Source organism: Caballeronia sp. AZ10_KS36 (assembly GCF_023631105.1).
GTDB lineage: Bacteria > Pseudomonadota > Gammaproteobacteria > Burkholderiales > Burkholderiaceae > Caballeronia.
The window spans coordinates 1-20,339 of sequence record NZ_JALQDQ010000008.1 but is presented as its reverse complement, the minus strand read 5'-3'; the positions used below and the strand labels follow the sequence as shown (position 1 = coordinate 20,339).

At 63.7% G+C, this 20,339-nt stretch carries 20 protein-coding genes and 1 pseudogene; 10 read left to right on the top strand and 11 right to left on the bottom strand.

Annotation, left to right across the window (positions count from 1 at the left end):
- The first annotated feature begins 22 nt into the window (after positions 1 to 22).
- From NCR35_RS04670 to NCR35_RS04655, 4 genes and pseudogenes are all read left to right on the top strand, one after another.
- Positions 23 to 490: a type II secretion system protein gene (locus NCR35_RS04670; protein WP_244848110.1), complete on the top strand. Its 468-nt coding sequence runs from the start codon at positions 23 to 25 to the stop codon at positions 488 to 490.
- A 5-nt stretch (positions 491 to 495) separates the two neighbouring features.
- Positions 496 to 873 carry a type II secretion system protein gene (locus NCR35_RS04665; RefSeq protein ID WP_502801648.1) on the top strand — a complete coding sequence of 126 codons (378 nt, stop codon included), beginning with the start codon at positions 496 to 498 and terminating at the stop codon, positions 871 to 873.
- A complete protein-coding gene (locus NCR35_RS04660) occupies positions 848 to 1,330 on the top strand; it encodes a type II secretion system protein (RefSeq protein ID WP_244848108.1) in 483 nt (160 codons plus the stop codon). Before NCR35_RS04665 ends, NCR35_RS04660 begins: the two co-directional genes overlap by 26 nt.
- A gap of 33 nt (positions 1,331 to 1,363) precedes the next feature.
- Positions 1,364 to 1,774 (top strand): annotated as a pseudogene (locus NCR35_RS04655) (carbohydrate-binding protein); the annotation flags it as partial.
- 148 nt (positions 1,775 to 1,922) lie between these two features.
- On the opposite strand, the gene NCR35_RS04650 reads toward NCR35_RS04655, so the two are convergent.
- Positions 1,923 to 2,093: a hypothetical protein gene (locus NCR35_RS04650; RefSeq protein WP_250533431.1), complete on the bottom strand. Its 171-nt coding sequence runs from the start codon at positions 2,091 to 2,093 to the stop codon at positions 1,923 to 1,925.
- A gap of 41 nt (positions 2,094 to 2,134) precedes the next feature.
- On the opposite strand from NCR35_RS04650, the gene NCR35_RS04645 reads away from it, so the two are divergent.
- Positions 2,135 to 3,415: a chitinase gene (locus NCR35_RS04645; protein WP_250533427.1), complete on the top strand. Its 1,281-nt coding sequence runs from the start codon at positions 2,135 to 2,137 to the stop codon at positions 3,413 to 3,415.
- A 38-nt stretch (positions 3,416 to 3,453) separates the two neighbouring features.
- Here the strand turns inward: NCR35_RS04645 and NCR35_RS04640 are convergent, their stop codons facing one another.
- Entirely contained in the window at positions 3,454 to 4,299 is an 846-nt protein-coding gene (locus tag NCR35_RS04640; RefSeq protein ID WP_250533337.1) for a lytic transglycosylase domain-containing protein, read from the bottom strand.
- A 33-nt stretch (positions 4,300 to 4,332) separates the two neighbouring features.
- Here NCR35_RS04640 and NCR35_RS04635 point away from each other — a divergent pair, with 33 nt between their 5' ends.
- Positions 4,333 to 5,205 (top strand): 2OG-Fe(II) oxygenase, encoded by an 873-nt coding sequence (locus NCR35_RS04635; protein ID WP_250533336.1) that lies wholly within the window; start codon positions 4,333 to 4,335, stop codon positions 5,203 to 5,205.
- A 46-nt stretch (positions 5,206 to 5,251) separates the two neighbouring features.
- On the opposite strand, the gene NCR35_RS04630 is transcribed toward NCR35_RS04635, so the two are convergent.
- Positions 5,252 to 6,709: a lytic polysaccharide monooxygenase gene (locus NCR35_RS04630; protein ID WP_284502882.1), complete on the bottom strand. Its 1,458-nt coding sequence runs from the start codon at positions 6,707 to 6,709 to the stop codon at positions 5,252 to 5,254.
- Positions 6,710 to 7,091: 382 nt separating this feature from the next.
- Between NCR35_RS04630 and NCR35_RS04625 the strand changes: the two genes are divergently transcribed.
- Positions 7,092 to 8,024, top strand: a complete 933-nt coding sequence (locus NCR35_RS04625; protein ID WP_250533335.1) for a bestrophin family protein — start codon at positions 7,092 to 7,094, stop codon at positions 8,022 to 8,024.
- Here the strand turns inward: NCR35_RS04625 and NCR35_RS04620 are convergent.
- Positions 8,011 to 8,388, bottom strand: coding sequence for a T6SS amidase immunity protein Tai4 family protein (locus tag NCR35_RS04620; RefSeq protein WP_250533334.1), 378 nt, complete (start codon positions 8,386 to 8,388; stop codon positions 8,011 to 8,013). The genes NCR35_RS04625 and NCR35_RS04620 overlap by 14 nt on opposite strands.
- A complete protein-coding gene (locus NCR35_RS04615) occupies positions 8,388 to 8,876 on the bottom strand; it encodes a type VI secretion system amidase effector protein Tae4 (protein ID WP_250533333.1) in 489 nt (162 codons plus the stop codon). The genes NCR35_RS04620 and NCR35_RS04615 overlap by 1 nt, the downstream gene beginning before the upstream one ends.
- 179 nt (positions 8,877 to 9,055) lie before the next feature.
- Between NCR35_RS04615 and gstA the strand changes: the two genes are divergently transcribed.
- Complete coding sequence (gstA, locus tag NCR35_RS04610) at positions 9,056 to 9,661, top strand: glutathione transferase GstA (protein ID WP_250533332.1); 606 nt, start codon at positions 9,056 to 9,058, stop codon at positions 9,659 to 9,661.
- Between the two features lie 79 nt (positions 9,662 to 9,740).
- On the opposite strand, the gene NCR35_RS04605 is transcribed toward gstA, so the two are convergent.
- The 4 genes from NCR35_RS04605 to apbC form a co-directional block, all read right to left on the bottom strand.
- A complete protein-coding gene (locus NCR35_RS04605; protein WP_206467737.1) occupies positions 9,741 to 12,026 on the bottom strand; it encodes an arginine/lysine/ornithine decarboxylase in 2,286 nt (761 codons plus the stop codon).
- Positions 12,027 to 12,130: 104 nt separating this feature from the next.
- On the bottom strand, positions 12,131 to 12,700 hold the full coding sequence (gene dcd, locus NCR35_RS04600; protein WP_014190693.1) for a dCTP deaminase: 570 nt from the start codon (positions 12,698 to 12,700) through the stop codon (positions 12,131 to 12,133).
- 159 nt (positions 12,701 to 12,859) lie between these two features.
- Positions 12,860 to 13,405, bottom strand: a complete 546-nt coding sequence (locus tag NCR35_RS04595) for a superoxide dismutase family protein (protein ID WP_250533331.1) — start codon at positions 13,403 to 13,405, stop codon at positions 12,860 to 12,862.
- A 119-nt stretch (positions 13,406 to 13,524) separates the two neighbouring features.
- Positions 13,525 to 14,613, bottom strand: a complete 1,089-nt coding sequence (gene apbC / locus NCR35_RS04590) for an iron-sulfur cluster carrier protein ApbC (RefSeq protein ID WP_250533330.1) — start codon at positions 14,611 to 14,613, stop codon at positions 13,525 to 13,527.
- A gap of 259 nt (positions 14,614 to 14,872) precedes the next feature.
- Between apbC and NCR35_RS04585 the strand changes: the two genes are divergently transcribed.
- Entirely contained in the window at positions 14,873 to 15,529 is a 657-nt protein-coding gene (locus tag NCR35_RS04585; protein WP_244848097.1) for a YiaD family glycine zipper/OmpA-like lipoprotein, read from the top strand.
- A gap of 217 nt (positions 15,530 to 15,746) precedes the next feature.
- On the opposite strand, the gene NCR35_RS04580 is transcribed toward NCR35_RS04585, so the two are convergent.
- Positions 15,747 to 16,292: a type II toxin-antitoxin system HicB family antitoxin gene (locus NCR35_RS04580; RefSeq protein WP_350029181.1), complete on the bottom strand. Its 546-nt coding sequence runs from the start codon at positions 16,290 to 16,292 to the stop codon at positions 15,747 to 15,749.
- Positions 16,293 to 16,601: 309 nt separating this feature from the next.
- On the opposite strand from NCR35_RS04580, the gene metG reads away from it, so the two are divergent.
- A complete protein-coding gene (gene metG / locus NCR35_RS04570) occupies positions 16,602 to 18,725 on the top strand; it encodes a methionine--tRNA ligase (protein WP_250533328.1) in 2,124 nt (707 codons plus the stop codon).
- A gap of 69 nt (positions 18,726 to 18,794) precedes the next feature.
- On the opposite strand, the gene NCR35_RS04565 is transcribed toward metG, so the two are convergent.
- On the bottom strand, positions 18,795 to 20,339 hold a 1,545-nt coding region (locus tag NCR35_RS04565), incomplete at its 5' end, for a translocation/assembly module TamB domain-containing protein (RefSeq protein WP_250533327.1).

Genomic DNA, 20,339 nt, shown 5'->3' with positions numbered 1-20,339 from the left:
ACCACCGCATGAGCCGATCACGATGCAACGAGGCTTCACGATCATCGAACTGCTGGTGACGCTCGCGATTCTCGCCGCGCTCGCAATGGTCGCCGCGCCGCTCGTTCAGGTGGCGGCGCAGCATCAGCGGGAAGACGAACTGCGTCGCGCGCTGTGGAGTATTCGCGATGCGATCGACGCGTACAAGAAAGCCGGCGACGAAGGAAAGATGGATCGCGCGCCGGGCGATGCGGGCTATCCGCCGAAGCTGGCGACGCTCGTCGAAGGCGTGGTCGACAAGACCAGTCCCACGCACGCGCGCATCTACTTCCTGCGGCGCGTGCCGCGCGATCCGATGTGCGACTGCCCGAGCCGCTCGGACGAGGCCACGTGGGGCAAGCGCAGCTACGCGAGCGACGCGGAATCGCCCGCCGAAGGCGACGACGTCTACGACGTGTATTCGCTCTCGGAAGGCACGGGGCTCAACGGCATTCCCTACCGGAGATGGTGATGGCGATGCTACGCAAGCTGCGTCGCGCGTTCACGCTGATCGAGCTGCTCGTGGTGCTGGCGATCATCGCGACGCTGCTGACGATCGTCGTGCCGCGCTACTTCGGCCAGGCGGACAAGGCGAAGGAAACGGTGCTGCACGAAAACCTCGCCGCGATGCGCGATTCGATCGACCACTTTCGCGCGGATCAGGGCCGCTATCCGCAATCGCTCGACGAACTCGTGCAGAAGCACTATCTGCGCGAGATTCCGCTGGACCCCGTTTCCATGAGCCGCTCCACATGGACTGTCGAGCCGCCCGCCGACGGAACGCCGGGCGTCTACAACGTGCGCAGCGGCGCGAAAGGCAAGGCGAAAGATGGCACCGATTACAGCGCGTGGTAGGCAACGCGGCTTCGGCATGTTGTGGGCGCTGATGTCCGTGGCGGTCATCGGCATCTATCTGATGAAGGTCGGCGAGGTCTGGAGCACGCAGACGCAGCGCGCGAAGGAAGACGAACTGCTGCGTCGGGGCGACGCGATACGCGCGGCCATCAAGGCGTACGTCAAGGCGGACAAGAGCGGTGCGTTCCCGAAGGAATTGAAGGACCTCACACGCGATCCGCGCGCGTCGTTCGTGCGGCGCTACCTGCGCCAGCCCTACGACGATCCCATGACCGGCGGCGAGTGGCAAACCATTCGCGGGCCGGGCGGCGAGCTGTACGGCGTCTATAGCGCATCGACGCAAGCGCCGCTCAAGAAGGACGGATTCTCCGACAGCGACGCGAGCTTCGCGACGCAGACGAGCTATTCGGAGTGGAAGTTCACCCATTTCCCCGACAGAGGCATGACCCGGCGCTGACCGTCGCCGGACGTTCGCGTGTGGAGGACTGAGATGTCATCGATTCGAAGAAAGCTGGCGGTGCTGCCCGCCGCATTGCTGCTCCATGCCGGCGCGGCGCTCGCGCAGGAAGCATGGCGCGAGGGGGCGACCTATTCGGTCGGCGCCACCGTGACGTACAACGGGCGCGTGTATCAGGCGTTGCAGACGCACACGGCGTATCCCGGCGCGGGATGGACGCCATCGGCGTCGCCGACGTTGTGGCGCGATGTCGGCGCGGCCGACGCGGTGCCTGCGCCTGCGCCTGCGCCTGCGCCTGCTCCTGCTCCTGCTCCTGCTCCTGCTCCTGCTCCTGCTCCTGCTCCTGCTCCTGCTCCTGCTCCTGCAGGATGCTATGCGGCGTGGTCGTCGAGTCAAACCTATGCGCAGCCCGACACCCGCGTGACATACAACGGCCGAAACTATCGCAACAAGTGGTGGACCCAAGGCGACAACCCCGCGCAATCGGGCATGTATGGCGTCTGGGAAGACCTCGGCGCATGCGGCGGAGCGCCGGCACCTGCACCTGCACCTGCGCCTGCGCCCGCACCTGCGCCTGCACCTGCACCTGCACCTACACCTGCGCCTGCGCCGGCACCTGCACCTGCACCTGCACCTGCACCTGCGCCTTCGCCCGCACCCGCCCCTGCTCCTGCACCAACGCCGGCACCGGCACCTGCGCCCGCACCTGCCCCCGCTCCCGCTCCCGCACCAACCCCAACGCCTGCGCCTGCTCCATCGCCATCACCTGCGCCTGCCCCTGCTCCCTCTCCAACGCCCGCGCCCGTGCCGAGCGCCGCCTACAAACCGAAAATCACCTACATCGCCGAACCGGCGGGCTATCCGACGCCCGCGCAACTGAGCGCCACCGAGAAGACGCTCGTCGATCAGACCAACGGACTCATCGCGATCGTGCGCGACGCGCTGCGCGTCTTGCCCGACGACGACGTCAACGCCGTCGTCCCCGGCCGCGCGGCGAATCCGTCGAACGTGAGGCGTGTCGAGTCGGTCATCGACGAGCAGAAGTTCGATCAGCTCTTCCCGGTGCGCGACATCCACTACTCGTATGTGAACTTCCTGCGCGGCGTCGCGAAGTTCCCGGCGTATTGCGGCGACTATGCGGACGGACGCGATGCGCTCGCCATCTGCCGCAAGCTGCTCGCGACATCGTTCGCGCACTTCACGCAGGAAACCGGCGCGAACTGGCCGTCGCTCACGCCCGCGCAAGTGCGCTCCGGCTATCCGGATCACAACAACGCCGTGCTCGCCAAGATGCCGCAGGACACGCCGATTCCCTTCTGGCAGCAGGCGCTGTGGTTCCTGCGCGAATCGGGATATCAGGAAGGATCGGCGGTCGGCGCGTATCAGCAATGCGAGCCGGGCTCGCACGCGACCAACTGGATCTTCTATGCGTGCGCGAAGAATTCGGCGGGCCGCTATCTCGACTACTTCGGACGCGGCGCGAAGCAGCTGTCGTGGAACTATAACTTCGGGCCATTTTCGCAGGCGCTCTACAACGATCCGAACATCCTGCTCGACAATCCGGGCCGCGTCGCGGATACGTGGCTGAATTTCGCGTCGGCGATCTGGTTCGCGGTGACGCCGCAAACGCCCAAACCGCCGATGACCTGGGCTATCGACGGCACCTGGAAGCCGAATGCGGTCGACCTCGGCAACAACATGAAGCCGGGCTTCGGCGCGACGGTGTTCATCATCAACGGCGGCATCGAATGCGGCAAAGGCGGCGCGGAGCAGCCGCAAGTCACCAACCGCATCAACGCGTACAAGGAAATGGCGCGCGAACTCGGCGTCACGATCCCGGCCGACGAGCCGCTCGGCTGCGCCAACATGCGCGGCTTCAACGAAGGCTCGGCGGCGGCGCTCAAGGCCTATCTCGACAAGGACTATTCGTGGGCCGACGGCAAGCCCGTGACCGGATGCAAGGTCGTCGACTACGGCATGCCCTTCTCGCTCGTCAATCCGGGCGATTACAAAGCCTGCACGGACTACTTCTTCCGGGGCAAGGTCGAATACAACGGACAGATCGTGATCGACAACACGAAGTAGACGCGCCGCGCGATCGACAGGACCGACCAAGTGGGCCGCTAGCGCACGGCGCGATAGCGGTCCACGAGCAGCTTCACGCGCGAAACGTACGCCTGCGTCTCGGCATAGGGCGGCACGCCGTCATGACGCGCGACCGCGCCTTCGCCGCTGTTGTAGGCCGCGAGCGCAAGGTCGACGTCGCCGCCGAAGCGCCGCAGAAGCCACGCGAGATAGCGCACGCCGCCGCGGATGTTCTGCGCGGCGTCGAACGGATCGCCCACCTCGAAGCGCGCCGCCGTCGCGGGCATCAACTGCATGAGACCCTGCGCGCCCTTGCCTGAGATCGCGTCGGCGCGGTATCCCGATTCGGCGTGAATCACGGCTCGCACCAGCGCGCGATCCACGCCGAACGATGCCGCCGCCGCGTCGATCTCGCGTTGGTAAGAACGCGTGTCGAGCGAGAGCGCGGCGACGTTCACGTCCGCGGCGGGCTCGCACAGGTTGCACGTTTCGATGTAGTGCAGCTCGATCACCGACACGCTCGCTGCGACGCGTTCCGGCTTGCGCGTGAGATAGTGCCGCACGCCGTCCTCGACGTAGCTGTAGATGCGCGTCGTGGCTTCGCGCCGCCGCAACGCGACGGGGCGCGGCATGGCGGGCGCAGACGCAGAGGCGCTGGTCGCCGGCAATGCCGGCTGCCGCCAGTTCATCGGCACACGGCTGCATCGCGCGTGTTCGATGCGCTCGCTGACATAGCTCACCGTGTTGTCGTCGGACTCGCAGCGCAGCATGATCGCCGCGTGCGCGTGACAGGCGCACAGCGCGCACGCGACGAGACACGCTCGCAACGTGCCGCGCGCTGTTTCAAGCACGGCGTTGTGAAGCGCGCGCTTTTGTGCTTCCATGAATGGACGTCCCGTCATCATCGCCAGGCCGCCATGAGCACCCTTCCTCGCTTCGATGCCGCATGGAAAACGTGGCTCGATGAGAACATCGTTCGCGGATGCACGCATCAATCGCTGATCGACGCCATGATCGCCGCGGACTTTCATCCGAACACCGCGCGGCTGATTCTCGCGCGTCACCTGGCGGGCGAAGCGTTCGAAGAGCCCGCTACGGCGCAAGCCGCCGATGCCTCCGATTACGTCTACGGTACGCCGATGCTGCCGCCCGGCCGCGTGCTCACCGCGAGCGACTGCGAAGCACCCAAGCTCTTCAGTTGCGGCCAGCCCGTCGTCGCGCTGCTCGCCGATGTCCTCACGCACGGCGAATGCGACCGGCTCATCGAAATCGGCCGCGCGCGCGTGCAACGCTCGTCGGTCGTCGATCCGGATTCGGGCAACGAGATCACCATCACCGAACGTCAAAGCGAAGGCGCGTTTGTCGATGCGTCGACGGATGCGCTCGTCGGCACGATCGACCGGCGACTCGCGGAACTCTTCCGGCAGCCCGTCGAAAACGGTGAGGACCTGCATATCCTTCGTTATGGCGTGGGCGGCGAATATCGTCCGCATTTCGATTATTTCCCCGAGGAGCAGGCGGGCAGCCGGCATCACATGCAGCGCGGCGGACAGCGGGTGGCGACCGTCATCCTTTATCTCAACGACGTCGCGCGCGGCGGCGACACGACTTTTCCGGCCGCCGGACTCGCCATCCATCCGCGGCCCGGTTGCGCGCTCTACTTCGAGTATGTCAACGAACTCGGCCAGAGCGATCCGAGAACGCTGCATGCCGGCACGCCCGTCGAAGAAGGCGAAAAGTGGATCGCGACGAAGTGGATCCGACGCGGACGTTTTCGCGCGGAGCAGTGAACGCATCGCGCGAAGCGCTTCGTCTCGCGCGATGCGCGGCTCACGACTACTTGCACGGCCCGATCTTTTCCCACGCGCCGTCCGAGTTCGTCGCCGGATCGACATTCGCCGACCACCACTTGTTGCGATAGTTCATGCCGTTGTAGCTCACGTTCGTGCCGGCGGTCGCGTAGGTCTTGCTCGCGCTCCACGGCGCCGCGCACGCCAGTGACGTTTGGCCGGAGCATGTACCCAGGTCTTGCCACGCCTTGTCGCTGCCGGAATTGGTCACCGGATTGTCGCTGTTCTCCCAGCGCGCGCTGTAGTTGTGTCCGTTCGCCGAGACCTGCTCCTTCGACTTGTAGATGGTGCCCGCCTGCCACGGCACCGCACACATGCCGCCGGTAGCTGGCGATGGTGCGGGTGCGGGTGCCGGTGCGGGTGCGGGTACGGGTGCGGGTGCGGGTGCGGGTGCGGGTGCGGGTGCGGGTGCGGGTGCGGGTGTCGGTGCGGGTGCGGGCGCTGGGGCAGGTGCGGGCGCGGGAGCCGGAGCAGGCGCAGGCGCAGGCGTCGGCGTCGTCGAGCCGGTGTAGTCCACCATGAAGTTGTAGTCCGTCGGGCCATCGACGTAAATGCGGTTCGCCGACGGCTCCTTCTGCGGCACGATATTGCCGTTGTTGTCGATCAGGCCGATATGCACGCGCCTCGACTGAGCGTTGATGGTCGTCGCCATCGCGTACATCCAGTCGGCGGCGTTCGTGGTCTGCGCCGTCACGATGTAGCTGATCGATTCGAGATCGTGGCCGTCCGGGTCGAATACGCGCAAGGTGATCTTCATGCCGGCGGGCTGGTTCTGCGCGGTCGTCGGCACCGGACGCAGTTCGCGCCACGTCGACTTGACCGCGTTGATGACCACGTCCGTACACGCGTAGAAAGCCTCGGCGCTGTCGTTGCGCTGCCAGATCACATAGATGATGCGCTTGCCCGTCTTGCCCGCCGGGAGCTTGCACTGCATCTTGTAGCGTCCGTTATCCAGCGTGACGTTGTTGATCTCGCAAAACGGCGCGCTGTCGAGATCGGACCATTTCAGCGGCTGGTTGAAATCGTAGTTGTCGTTCGTCATGTAGAACTGGAAGTATCGCGTGACGTGCGGCGCGGTCGCATTCCAGACAAACGTGAAGTTGCCGCTGAGATCAGCGGAAATCGAAGTCGCCGGCCAGTCGTTGCGACCGAGATCGAGCCCGTAGTAATTCGTCTTGCCGCCGCTGCACAGATGCCCGTCCGGCACGAACGCCTTGTGATCGCCGTTGGGCAACTGGTTGACGCCCGCCCAGTCATACAGAAACGCTGGCCCCGCGACGGCCACCGCCGCCTGGCACGCGGCCGACTTCGGATTTTCAGGCCCTTCGAGATAGCACGAATACACACGGCTCAACGGGGTCTCGAGCGTTCCGTGCGCCGATACGGCACATGGAACCGCAAGGGGAACCAGCACCAAAAAGACGTTGCGCCTGGCTGCGAGCATGAATGCCTCCGTTTTTGTCGTCTATGTGCGAGGTTTTTGGAAAAGGTGTCAAGACCGTTTCGATGCCGCAACCATCTTTACATTTAATTCGAACGCCTAACTTTATCCAACGCAAGCGTCGGCTGACCTTCATTCTAGTAGGTGTCGCCAGAAGCGGTTAGCACGAAGACGTCAAGGCGCATCGTGATCGACTCGCGCGGCGCATCAGTCGCCCGGCATCCGGCGCCTGGCCGCACCTTGCGAACGAAGCGCGTCGAGCCGATCGTTCAAGGTTCCGATACGGCGGCATGCTGACTTAGAATGCAGGACGCGCAACGTCTCGTCGCGTCGTATCACGTCGTATCGCGCCGCACGCCATTCATTCCGAAAGCAGACCCGAAACATGATCATTCGACCGAAGCTGCACTGGTTCCGCATGCTGTTCGTCTGGCGCGGCTCCGTGCTGCCGCAACTGTTACCGCGGCTCGGGCTGATCTTCGCGCTGTCGGTCGCAGCGATCTTCATGCACGACCACATGCGGCACTATCCGATCGGGCTCGGCACGCCGCCGTTCGCGCTCGTCGGCATTGCGCTCGCGGTGTTCCTGGGCTTTCGCAACAGCGCGAGCTACGACCGCTGGTGGGAGGGACGCAAGCTCTGGGGCTCGCTCGTCATTACGGCGCGTTCGCTTGCGCGCCAGGCGTTGTCGATGCCGCATCCGCGCGATCCCGTCGACACGCGGCGTTTTCTCGCGGCGATAGGCGGACTGGCGCATGCGTTGCGGCATCAGTTGCGCGGCACGGACGCGACGAGCGATCTCGCGCCGCGCCTGCCGCCCCAACTGCATGCGCGCGTCGCCGCCGCGCAGTACAAGCCCGCGCTGATCTTGCTGTGGCTTGGCGAATGGGTCGCGGCGAGAAAGCGCGAAGGCGCGCTCGACGGCTACGCGATGCTCGCCATCGACGCGAACCTGAACGCGCTGTCGAACGTGGTCGGCGGCTGCGAGCGGCTCACTTCGACGCCGCTGCCCTTCTCGTACTCGGTGATGATTCACCGCACGATTTATCTGTTCTGCGTGCTGCTGCCGTTCGGTCTTGTCGATGGCGCGGGCCTGTTGACGCCGCTCTTCGCGTTGCTGGTGGCGTATGCGTTCATGGCGCTGGAGGCGATTGCGGCGCAGATCGAAGACCCGTTTGGGCTGGAAGAGAACGATCTCGCTCTAAATGCGATCTGTGCGACGCTCGAAGCGGCGCTGCATGATATGGCGGCGGACCCGGCGTTCGAGCCGGCGCCGCCCGTGGCACGCGATTCATCGCGCAGATTCATCGTCGATTAGCGGCCGGTGCAGTCACGATTCGGGCGGTGAGATCGTCGAGCGCTTTGCTATCGAAAAGATCGATGCATTTCTTCGTTCCGAACGACGAGTGAACCGCGCCCGAGTAACGCCGGTTCGCGTACTCGGTCGCCAGCTTGTCGACAGCAAGGTATGCGTCAGCCGGGACACTGCCAGCTTCGAGATAGCTACTCGCGGTAGCGTTCGCGTCGTCCTTCGCCGGTGAGCCGGGATAGACCTTCGCGAGACAACGGCTCAGTGCCCATCGCTTCAAGAGCGCCTGTTGCTTCTCTGTCACTGACGCCGGGGAGGCGAGTGCAAGCTGGCCGAGCGCCAAAAGCATGACGCCTGCGACGAACAGGCGCATCAATGCAACTCCCACAGCGATGCCGTATCGGGAATGAACGTGCCGTTGTCCGGATTCTGAAGCAGGTGGCAGGAATCCGAACATGCAGCCCCGTTCCAAAGAGTGACGTGCCCTCGCGCATCCTTCCAGCCGTGTCCGCGTACGACAAGAATGCCTCGCTGACCCCGAAAGTCTGTTTCCTTCGGAGACTTCACTGTTTTGTCGGGCCTTCCGAACTCGCGCTCGAGGTAGGCCATCATGTCGTTCACCCGAAATAGGTACTGCTTTCCGTCAGCGCCCGATACAGTCGCATAGCCCGCTTCTTTCTTCACGGGAAAACCGGTGCTGTTCAGCACGTAGCTCATTCTTATCGGACATGCGTTCTGGAAGATACCTGACTTGATGTTATCGTCGACGCGACCGCCGATCAATTTCCCGACATCCGCCACGCTCATGCTTACCCGGGTGAATGCGAGCCATGCGCTCCCAAATGCTGGCCTGCCGCTCATGATGACCTCTTTGCTTTGCTATCGATCCGACAGCATGGTCGTGAACAGCTTGAACGAACACACGATTTGTCCTATTTACGCCTGAGGCGAATTGACCTCCGAATGTCAAAAGCGATTGCTCGCGCCGCGCCCTAGTCTGAATCGTTCATAATGGCGCGCGTTTCACCTCGGAGATTCGAATGAAACTGTTCTACAAAGCCGGCGCCTGCTCCCTTGCCTCGCATATCGTCCTCGAAGAATCCGGTCTGCCCTACGAGATCGAAGCCGTCGACCTGAAGACGAAAGTCACCGCAAGCGGCGCCGATTTCATGGCGATCAACCCGAAGGGCTACGTGCCCGCGCTTCAGCTCGATGACGGCAACGTGCTGACAGAAGGTCCGGCGATCATGCAGTACATTGCGGATCAGGTGCCGGCCAAGCACCTCGCGCCGCTCGCCGACGCGATGTCGCGCTATCGGCTGCAAGGCTGGCTGACGTTCATCGGCACCGAGTTGCACAAGAACTTCTCGCCGTTCTTCAACCCGGCCGCGACGAGCGAGTGGAAAGCCGCCGCGATGGCCAATCTGGAGCGCCGTCTCGCGTACGTGGCGAAGCATATCGACGACAAGCAGTATCTGCTCGGCAATGAGTACAGCATCGGCGACGCGTATCTCTTCACCGTGCTCGGCTGGGCGTCGTTCATCGACCTCGATCTGAACAAGTGGCCGGCGTTGACCGCGTATCAGGCGCGCGTCGCGGCGCGACCGGCGGTGCAGGCGGCGATGAAGGCGGAAGGCCTGATCTAAGCGATCCGCGCTTGCCCGAATGACAAACGGCCCTTCGATGAAGGGCCGTTCGTTTTTAGAGCGGGGAATCAGAACGAGATCAATCGCGCACGCAATCGACAAAATACTCGATGCGCCCGTTGATCATCTCACCGACGAGCCCGTGAATATCCGTGTGGAAGCCCGGGAAGCGCTCGTTGAACTCGCGCGCGAAGCGCAAATAATCGACGATCGTCCGGTTGAAACGCTCGCCCGGAATCAGCAACGGAATGCCCGGCGGATACGGCGTCAGCAGAATGCTCGTCACGCGCCCTTCGAGTTCGTCGATCGGCACGCGGTCGATCTCGCGGTGCACGAGCTTCGCATACGCTTCCGACGGCTTCATCGCGGGCTCCATGCTCGACAGATACATCTCGGTCGTGAGCCGCGCGATGTCGTTCGCGCGATAGACGCTGTGAATCTGTTCGCACAGATCGCGCAGCCCGATGCGCTCGTACGACGGATGCTGCGCGATGAACTCGGGCAGCACGCGCCACAGCGGCTGATTGTTGTCGTAGTCGTCCTTGAACTGCTGAAGCTCGGTGACCATCGAGTTCCAGCGGCCCTTCGTGATGCCGATCGTGAACATGATGAAGAACGAATAAAGCCCCGTCTTCTCCACGATGATGCCGTGCTCGGCCAGATACTTCGTCACGATGGCGGCCGGAATGCCCGTCTCGCCGAACTCGCCGTCCACGTCGAGCCCCGGCGTGATGATCGTCGCCTTGATCGGGTCGAGCATGTTGAAGTTCTCGGCGAGCGCGCCGAAACCGTGCCAGCGGTCGTTCGGCTTCAGCATCCACTCCTCGCGGTCGCCGATGCCCTCTTCGGCCAGCGCGTCCGGGCCCCAGACCTTGAAGAACCAGTCGTCGCCGTATTCGGCATCGACCTTGCGCATCGCGCGGCGGAAGTCGAGCGCCTCGGCAATCGACTCTTCCACGAGCGCCGGGCCGCCCGGCGCTTCCATCATCGCGGCGGCCACGTCGCACGACGCGATGATCGCGTATTGCGGCGACGTCGACGTGTGCATCAGATACGCCTCGTTGAAACGATGGCGGTCGAACGTGCTGTTCTCGCTGTCCTGCACGAGAATCTGCGACGCCTGCGAAATGCCGGCGAGCAGCTTGTGCGTGGAGTGCGTGGCGAACACGAGCGCGCCGGTGCGCGGCCGGCCCGCGCCGATCGCATGCATGTCCTGATAGAACGAGTGGAACTCGGCGTGCGGCAGCCACGCTTCGTCGAAATGCAGCGTGTCGAGCATGTCGCCGAGCAGATCCTTGATCATTTCGACGTTATAAATCACGCCGTCGTACGTGCTCTGCGTGATGGTCAGGATGCGCGGCTTGACCTTCGGGTTCTTCGCGAGCGCCTCGCGTGCGAACGGATTCGCTTCGATCTTGCGGCGGATGTTCTCGGGCTTGAACTCGTCGCGCGGAATCGGCCCGATGATGCCGAAGTGATTGCGCGTCGGCGTGAGGAACACGGGAATCGCGCCCGTCATCGTGATGGCGTGCAGGATCGACTTGTGGCAGTTGCGGTCCACGAGCACGATGTCGCCCGGCGCGACGGTCGCATGCCACACGATCTTGTTCGACGTCGACGTGCCGTTGGTCACGAAGAAGAGATGATCGGCGCTGAAGATGCGCGCCGCGTTGCGCTCGGAAGCCGCAACCGGCCCGGTGTGATCGAGCAGCTGGCCGAGTTCATCGACCGCGTTGCAGACGTCCGCGCGCAGCATGTTCTCGCCGAAGAACTGGTGGAACATCTGCCCGAGCGGATTCTTCAGGAATGCGACGCCGCCCGAGTGCCCCGGACAGTGCCACGAATACGAGCCCTCTTCCGCGTACTGCACCAGTTCCTTGAAGAACGGCGGCGCGAGCGAATCGAGATACACCTTGGCTTCGCGAATCACATGGCGCGCGACGAACTCCGGCGTGTCCTCGAACATGTGGATGAAGCCGTGCAGTTCGCGCAGGATGTCGTTCGGCAAGTGCCGCGAGGTGCGCGTTTCGCCGTACAGGAAGATGGGAATGTCGGCGTTGCGGCGGCGCACGGCGTTGATGAACGCGCGCAACGCGACGATGGCCGACGCCAGTTCGGGCGTGTCGCCTTCCACGACGACATTGTCGGCGTAGGGCAGCAGCTCGTCGTCGTCGATCGACAAGATGAAGCACGACGCGCGGCTCGACTGCTGCGCGAAGGCGGCGAGATCGCCGTAGCTCGTGAGACCGAGCACTTCGGCGCCTTCGCCCTCGATCGCCTCGGCCAGCGCGCGGATGCCGGAACCCGAGATGTTCTCGGAGCGAAAGTCTTCGTCGATGATGACGACGGGGAAGCGGAACTTCATGAGGCGAATCTCCAAATGGAACGACCGCTGCCCGAGACTTTTTCCCGGAGCCAGCGGTCCTTCGACAAGCGCGTGCCGTGTGCGGTTCTAGGGACGCGGAGCAATCAGGTTTTCGGCAGCGTCACGCCGTGCTGCCCTTGATACTTGCCGCCGCGGTCGGCGTAGGACGTCTCGCAGATCTCGTCGCTTTCGAAGAAGAGAACCTGCGCGACGCCTTCGTTCGCGTAGATTTTGGCGGGCAATGGTGTCGTATTCGAGAATTCGAGCGTCACGTAGCCTTCCCACTCCGGCTCGAACGGCGTGACGTTCACGATGATCCCGCAGCGCGCGTAAGTCGACTTGCCGAGACACACGGTCAGGCACGAGCGCGGAATGCGGAAATATTCGACCGTGCGCGCGAGCGCGAAGGAATTCGGCGGAATGATGCAGACATCGCCCTTGAAGTCCACGAACGATTTCTCGTCGAACGCCTTCGGATCGACGATGGTCGAGTTGATGTTCGTGAAGATCTTGAATTCGTCAGCGACGCGAATGTCGTAGCCGTAGCTCGACGTGCCGTAGCTCACGATCTTGCGGCCGTCCTCGGCCACGCGCACCTGATCGCGCACGAACGGCTCGATCATCTTGTGCTCTTCGGCCATGCGCCGAATCCACTTGTCGGACTTGATGCTCATAGGGGACGTACCCAACGTTGCGGCGTGAAGTCGCGCAGAGGGCGAGACTGCAGGCCTGCGGTGAAACGGCGCATGGCCGCGTGCGGCCAGACGAAAATGGAAGCGCGTATTTTACGCGGAACGACGCCCGCCGCGAGATCGGCCGTTCGGACGATGCCCTTATCGCCGGATGACGCCGCACGCAAGCGTCGGACCCACGTTGTGCGGGCTCATCGCGTAAGGGTCGGCCGCTTCGCGGTGCAGCATGATCGCGCGTGAGATGACCGAGCGCACGCCGTCGAGCGACACGTCCGTCGCCACGATGAAGCCGGTGGCCGCGCCCGTGGCGTCCGCGTGGATATTGCCGAGTTCGCCTTCGAGCCGGCTGCCGGCGCGCCCGCGGTCCGAGGGCAACGCGAAAACCGGGCTCGCGTCGCCGTTCACCGCGATGCAGTCGCCGCGTTCGTGAACTTGCAGCGCGTGGTCGCTGTTGGGTGGCATATCGACGAGGTTGTACGAAATCTGCACGCCGTCGGCGCGCTCGATGAGCGTCACGGTGCCGCGCGCCGTGTTGCCGGGCGTGGGCGTGAGCGTAGCGTCCGCGCGTTTCTCGTGATTCTGGAAGATGATGCCGCAGCCGCCGAGCAGCACGCTGCACACCGCCGCGGCCACGGCTAACAAGGCGAACCAGGCGAAGCGCGTCCGCCCGTTGACTCTGTCTCTCATGCGATCCTCTCGGCGGCCCGCCGACACCCGTTGCGTCGACGCTGCCGCGTCTCGAAGGCGACATGATACCGCGAGCCGCGCCGCACAAGGCTCGCGCGAGAGGGCCGCTTTGCCGCGGATCAGGTGTTCTGCACGACGATGCTCGGGAACTTCGAGGTCATGTCGCGCTGACGCTCGGCAACCGAAATCGCGACGCGCCGCGCAATCGCGCGATACGTCTCCGCAATCCTGCTTTCCGGCTGCGATACGACCGTTGGCTGGCCGGCGTCGGTGCGCTCGCGGATCGAGATGTCGAGCGGCAACGAACCGAGAATCTGCACGCCGTATTCCTTCGCCATGCGCTCGCCGCCGCCCGCGCCGAAGATGTGCTCTTCGTGGCCGCAGTTCGAGCAGATATGCGTGCTCATGTTTTCGACGATGCCGAGAATCGGAATGCCCACCTTCTCGAACATCTTCAAGCCCTTCTTCGCGTCGAGCAGCGCGATGTCCTGCGGCGTCGTCACGATCACCGCGCCCGTCACCGGCACCTTCTGCGACAGCGTGAGCTGGATGTCGCCCGTGCCCGGCGGCATGTCGACGACGAGGTAATCGAGATCCTTCCAGTTGGTCTGGCGCAGCAGTTGTTCGAGCGCGGACGTGACCATCGGGCCGCGCCACACCATCGGGTTATCCTGCTCGATCAGAAAGCCGATCGAGTTCGCCTGAATGCCGTGGCCGGTCAGCGGATTCATCGACTGATTGTCGGGCGATTCGGGCCGGCCGGAAATGCCGAGCATCATCGGCAGCGAGGGGCCGTAGATGTCGGCGTCGAGCATGCCGACCGATGCGCCTTCCGCCGCCAGCGCGAGCGCGAGGTTCGCGGCGGTCGTGCTCTTGCCGACGCCGCCCTTGCCCGACGCCACCGCGATGATGTTCTTGACGTTCGGCAAGAGCTTCACGCCGCGCTGCACCGCATGCGCGACCACTTGCGAAGAAACGTCGACGGCGGTATCGGTGACGCCTGGCACCTGCCGCAGCGCGTCCTCGACGAGTTTGCCGATCAACGCGAACTGCGTCCTGGCCGGATAGCCCAGCACGACGCTCACCGAAACCTTGCCGCCTTCGACCGATACGTTGCGAATGTTCTTCGTGTCAACTAACTTGCGATTGGTGTTGGGATCGGTCAGGTTAGCGAGTGCGGTGTCAATCTGTGCGCGGTCAATGCTCATTGATACTCCGTGGAACGAGGGTTGCTGCCGTGCGTCGCCGTGCAACAAACTGAGGAATTTGCAAGTAATTGTTAGCGCCGTTGCGCGCGACTTGGCTATCGCTGCACTATGCCGCTGCTGTCGTTTTCCGGGGACGTATCGCCGGGGAAAAACGGACGTTTCTCAATATTGTAGAGGCTCGTCCGAAAGCCCGTCCGAAGACCCTTTCGCACTGTCGGCGCGTGGGCGTCGAATCGCTTGTTGAATCAAGGAGATCAAGATGAAGATGAAGATGTTGACCCGTTTGTCCGTGTTCGCCGTCGCGGGCGCGCTCGTCGCAGGCTGCGCGTCGCAGCAAGGCACCAACGCGGCGGTCGGTACCGGCGTCGGGGCGGCCACGGGCGCGGGCATTGGCGCGATTTTCGGCGGCGGCAAGGGCGCGGCGATCGGCGCGGCCACGGGCGCGGCGGTCGGCGGCATCACCGGCTACAACTGGCAGTCCATCCGCAACAAGATTTCCGGCGACTCGAAGGGCACCGGCACGCAGGTGACCGAGCAGCAGGACGGCTCGCTGAAGGTCAACATCCCGAATTCCATCTCGTTCGATACGAACAGCTACGCGATCAAGCCGTCGTTCGACCCGGTTCTGAACTCGGTCACGCAAACGTTGCAGCAGCATCCTGAGCTGATCGCGAGCGTCGTCGGCCATACGGACAACACCGGCACGGCCGCGTACAACCAGACGCTGTCGCAGAACCGCGCGCAGAGCGTGGCGTCGTATATTTCGAGCCACGGCGTCGCGGCGCAGCGTCTGTCGGCGCAGGGCATGGGCCAGAACCAGCCGATCGCCGACAACTCGACGGAAGCCGGCCGCGCGCAGAATCGTCGCGTGGAAATCTATCTGCGCGCGACGGCGCAGCCGGGCCAGGTTCAGTAAGACCTGACTGTGAGGCGACGGGCGTGATCCGGCACCGTTTCAGAGGCGAGTGAAAAATTTTTGAAACTTGCCGGCGTGCCGCTGGTCTGTCGTTATGGTGGGTGGATGGCTGGGCCATCGCCTGCCATTCTCCTCTTGTCGTTGTTGCTCCGGGGCCCGATTGGACCCCGGTTTTTTTTGGGGCGGCAAATACCGCCGTTTCGCGCGCAGGCCGCCCCTACGCGACAGAAATGCTGAGGCGCTTGCCCAGCGACTTCAATGCGGCTTCGATAGCGTCGAGTTTCGACGGATGACGCGGATTCAGCAGCCGGTCCACCTGCGGCATGTGAACGTTGAGCCGACGCGCAAGCTCGGACTTTCGCACGCCTTGCCGCACCATTTCGTTAGCCAATAGAACTTTCGAGACGACGAGCGCCGGCAACCTAACGACGGCCTGCCCCTTGCGCGGCTTCGACGGAGGCGGCAATTCGCGTTTCTCATCGAAGTACATTTCGATGGCGCTTTCGAGCGCATCCAGCGCATTCAGAAGCGCCTCGGCTTCATCGTCGCCTACCGACACCGCTTCGGGAATGTCGGGGAACGTCACCAGGTAGCTGTTGTTGGTATCGAGCTCCAGGTTGACTGGATAAGACAACATGACTGTGTCAGCTCCCGCGTGCATGAGACTTTCTTTCACTTCAATCCCAGTTGTTTCTTGATCTGTTCGACTAGCTTGGTACCGATTTCCCTGCTTCCATGGTCGGGGAAATCGTTGTTCTTCCATGCAAGGTCACGCGAAAATGGCTTCCTTTCGCCGGCTTGAACTCAGCTCCTTGCTGGCGCAGCCACCTTTTGAATTCGCTGTACTTCATATGCCTCCTGCAGTGCCGGAGTCACAGTACAGCGTCTCTCGCGTCGCTCGATCAACCATAGCACAACATTTGTGTTGCATTTTGTCGTGACGCGTAGCGCGCTTCTCCTGGCGGGTTGATTTGCTTAACGCAACCCGCACCCGCGCGCCCTGCCCGCCCGCCCTGCTAAAATCGACATTCCCCTTTTCACCCGCTTCAGCACTCCTTCGGGCCGCGCCTCCATGTCAGCATCGTCAGCACCGATTTCCGCCACCGCGTCCGCCGCTTCGGCCAACGAAGGCGGCCGCCGCCAGATTCTCGTCACGTCCGCGCTTCCGTATGCGAACGGCCAGATTCATATCGGCCACATGGTCGAGTACATCCAGACCGACATCTGGGTGCGGACGCTGCGCATGCACGGCCACGAGGTCTACTACGTCGGCGCCGACGATACGCACGGCACGCCGATCATGCTGCGCGCCGAAAAGGAAGGCATCACGCCGAAAGCGCTGATCGAGCGCGTCTGGAAGGAGCACAAGCGCGATTTCGACAGCTTCGGCATCTCGTTCGACAACTACTATTCGACCGACGCCGAAGAAAACCGCGCGCTGTGCGACTCCATCTATACCGCGCTTCAGCAAGCCGGCCTGATCGACGCGCGCGACATCGAGCAGGCTTACGATCCGGTCAAGGAAATGTTCCTGCCGGACCGCTTCATCAAGGGCGAATGCCCGAAATGCGGCGCGAAAGACCAATACGGCGACAACTGCGAAGTCTGCGGCTCCACGTATCAGCCGACCGAGCTCATCAATCCGTATTCGGTGGTGTCGGGCGCGACGCCCATCCGCAAGACGTCGACGCATTACTTCTTCCGCCTGTCCGATCCTCGTTGCGAAGACTTCCTGCGCGGCTGGGTCGGCGGACTCGCGCAAGCCGAAGCGACCAACAAGATGCGCGAATGGCTCGGCGACAAGGGCGAAGCCAAGCTCGCCGACTGGGACATTTCGCGCGACGCGCCGTACTTCGGCTTCGAAATTCCCGGCGCGCCGGGCAAGTACTTCTACGTGTGGGTGGACGCGCCCGTCGGCTATTACGCGAGCTTCAAGAATCTGGCGGATCGCATCGGCGTGAATTTCGACGCCTGGGTGAAGCCCGGCTCGAAGGCCGAGCAGTATCACTTTATCGGCAAGGACATTCTGTATTTCCACACGCTGTTCTGGCCCGCGATGCTTCAGTTCTCCGGCCACCGCACGCCGACGAACGTGTTCGCGCACGGCTTCCTGACCGTGGACGGCGCGAAGATGTCGAAGTCGCGCGGCACGTTCATCACCGCGCAAAGCGTGATCGACACGGGCATCAATCCGGAGTGGCTGCGCTACTACTTCGCGGCGAAGCTGAACAGCACGATGGAAGACATCGACCTGAACCTCGACGACTTCCAGGCGCGCGTGAACAGCGATCTGGTCGGCAAGTACGTGAACATTGCGAGCCGCGCGGCGGGCTTCCTCATCAAACGCTTCGATGGCCGCGTGCAGGACAGCGCGATGCAGCATCCGCTTATCGCGCAACTGCGCGGCGCGATCCCGCAGATCGCGTCGTTCTACGAATCGCGCGAATACGGCCGCGCGCTGCGCACGACGATGGAACTCGCCGACGCCGTCAACGCGTACGTCGATACCGCGAAGCCGTGGGAACAGGCGAAGGACCCGGCGAACGCGGTCGCGCTGCATGAGACGTGCAGCGTGAGCCTCGAAGCGTTCCGGCTGCTCTCGTTGGCGCTCAAGCCGGTGATGCCGAAGCTCGTCGAATCCGTGGAAGCGTTCCTCGGCATCGCGCCGCTCGCATGGGCCGATGCCGAGCGCCCGCTTTCGTCCGCGAACGCGATCAACGCGTACAAGCATCTGACGACGCGCGTCGATCCGAAGCAGATCGAGGCATTGCTCGCGGCGAATCGTGAATCGCTGCAACCGGCCGCGCCGGAAGCGAGCGCAGCTACGAAGAAGGAAGCGAAGCAGGACGAGTCGGGCGTCATTTCCATCGACGATTTCGCGAAGGTCGATCTGCGCATCGCGAAGATCGTCGATTGCAAGGCAGTGGAAGGCTCCGACAAGCTGCTGCAACTGACGCTCGATATCGGCGAGGAGAAGACGCGTAACGTGTTTTCCGGCATCAAGTCGGCGTATCAGCCGCAGGATCTCGTCGGCAAGCTGACGGTGATGGTCGCCAATCTCGCGCCGCGCAAGATGAAGTTCGGCATGTCCGAAGGCATGGTGCTCGCCGCATCCGCCACGGACGAGAAGGCCGAACCGGGCCTCTACATTCTGGAGCCGCATAGCGGCGCGAAGGCGGGCATGCGCGTGAAGTGACGCGCGTCGGCGGAGAAAGAAAGGGCACGCGAAACCGCGTGCCCTTTTGCTTTCAGCCAGACCCGGCAATCAATCCGAATCCACCGCCGTCGCCGATGCCCCGAACGGCGCCGACACGCCCGACGCGCCCGATGCCGCCGAAGGCTGCTCCGCCGAACGCGAATCCGGCGAGCTCGACGCAAAGAGCCGCATCCACGAATTGAAGCGCCGCGTGTACGACAGATCCACGCCCTGATACGTCCCGCCATACGCCGTCACGGACCAGAAGCGCGACAGGCTCAACGTCGCCTTGACCGCGTTGGCCGCCGACTGCAGCCCCTGCTCGTAGCCGATCACGAGCCGCTCGTTGATTGCCTTCGAGATCAGCACCACTTGCTGATCCGTCAGGCCGACTTCGCTCGACCCGATAGAGAACTCGTCGAGCCCGAAGGTCTGCGCGATGCGCTTGCCGCTCGACCCGCCGATGAGCGCGAGCGCGCTCGTCATCGCGCTTTGCTGGCCGATGTTATTGCCCTGATCGGTGCCGTGGCCGAAGAGCAGCCACGAGAGCTTTTCGTTGTCCGGCACGTTCGGCTCCGAAATGAGCTTCGCCACCGGCGACTGCACCGTGCCCGTCACCTGCACGCCCGCCTCGATTTCCTGATTGCGGCGCATCGCGAGAATATTGAGGCCGGGATTCGTCACCGGGCCGTTGAACGTGAAGAAGCCGTTCTCGATGTTCAGCTTGCGGCCGAACGCCGTGTAGGTCGATCCGGGCGTCACGCGCACGTTGCCGACCGCGCGCAGCGGCATGTTCGGCGCGCTCATCGCGGTGATCGTGCCGGCAAGCCCGAGGCCGGCGCCCGCGCCCTTGAAACGGAACCGCTGCCCGAGGTCGATGTCGATATTCGCGCGCGGCGTGAACGGCCCGACCGGTTTCTCCGTCGCGGCTTCGAACGATTTCGCGTTCTCGCCCTTCACCGTGCCGTCCGCACGCATGACCACGACGTCGTCGCCGAGCGCGGGCGCGGAGCTTTCCGGCAAGTCGAAAAGTCCGTGATCGACGGTGAACTTGCCGTTGATCGCCATGCCGCCCGCAAGACCCGCATTCGCGATGCTCGCGCTGCCCGAGAGCATGAGTTGCCGGTCCGGTGACGCGAAGAGTTCGAGCTTGTCCGCGATGATGCTCGCCGTCAGATCGGGCTGCTGCTGGTCGAGCCGCACTTTGCCGGTCGCGCGCAAGGTGCCGCTCGCGCCGTGGAACTCCACTTGCCGGAAGTCGACGAGATTCTCGGACAGCGCAATCCGGATGATGCCGTCCTTCAGTTGCACGCCCTGATCCACGACCGTCGCCGACACGTTGTCGCCCGTCAGCGAACCGGAGAGCGTCGGCTTCGCGACGATGCCCGCGATCGTCAGCTTCAGCGCGAGCCTGCCGCCGAGCAGATAGTTCGCGCCGAGCAGGCCGCCGGTGGTGCGCAGTTCGGGAATGTTCGCATCGATGGCCCCGGTGAGCGGCGCATCGTCCGCGACGGTGAGCGCGCCGTCGCGGGTGACGAGCGTCGTGTGCGCGTTCGCGTCGATCACGCCGATGCGGCTTGCCTGCGCGTGCAGCGTCGCGTTCAGGCGATTGCC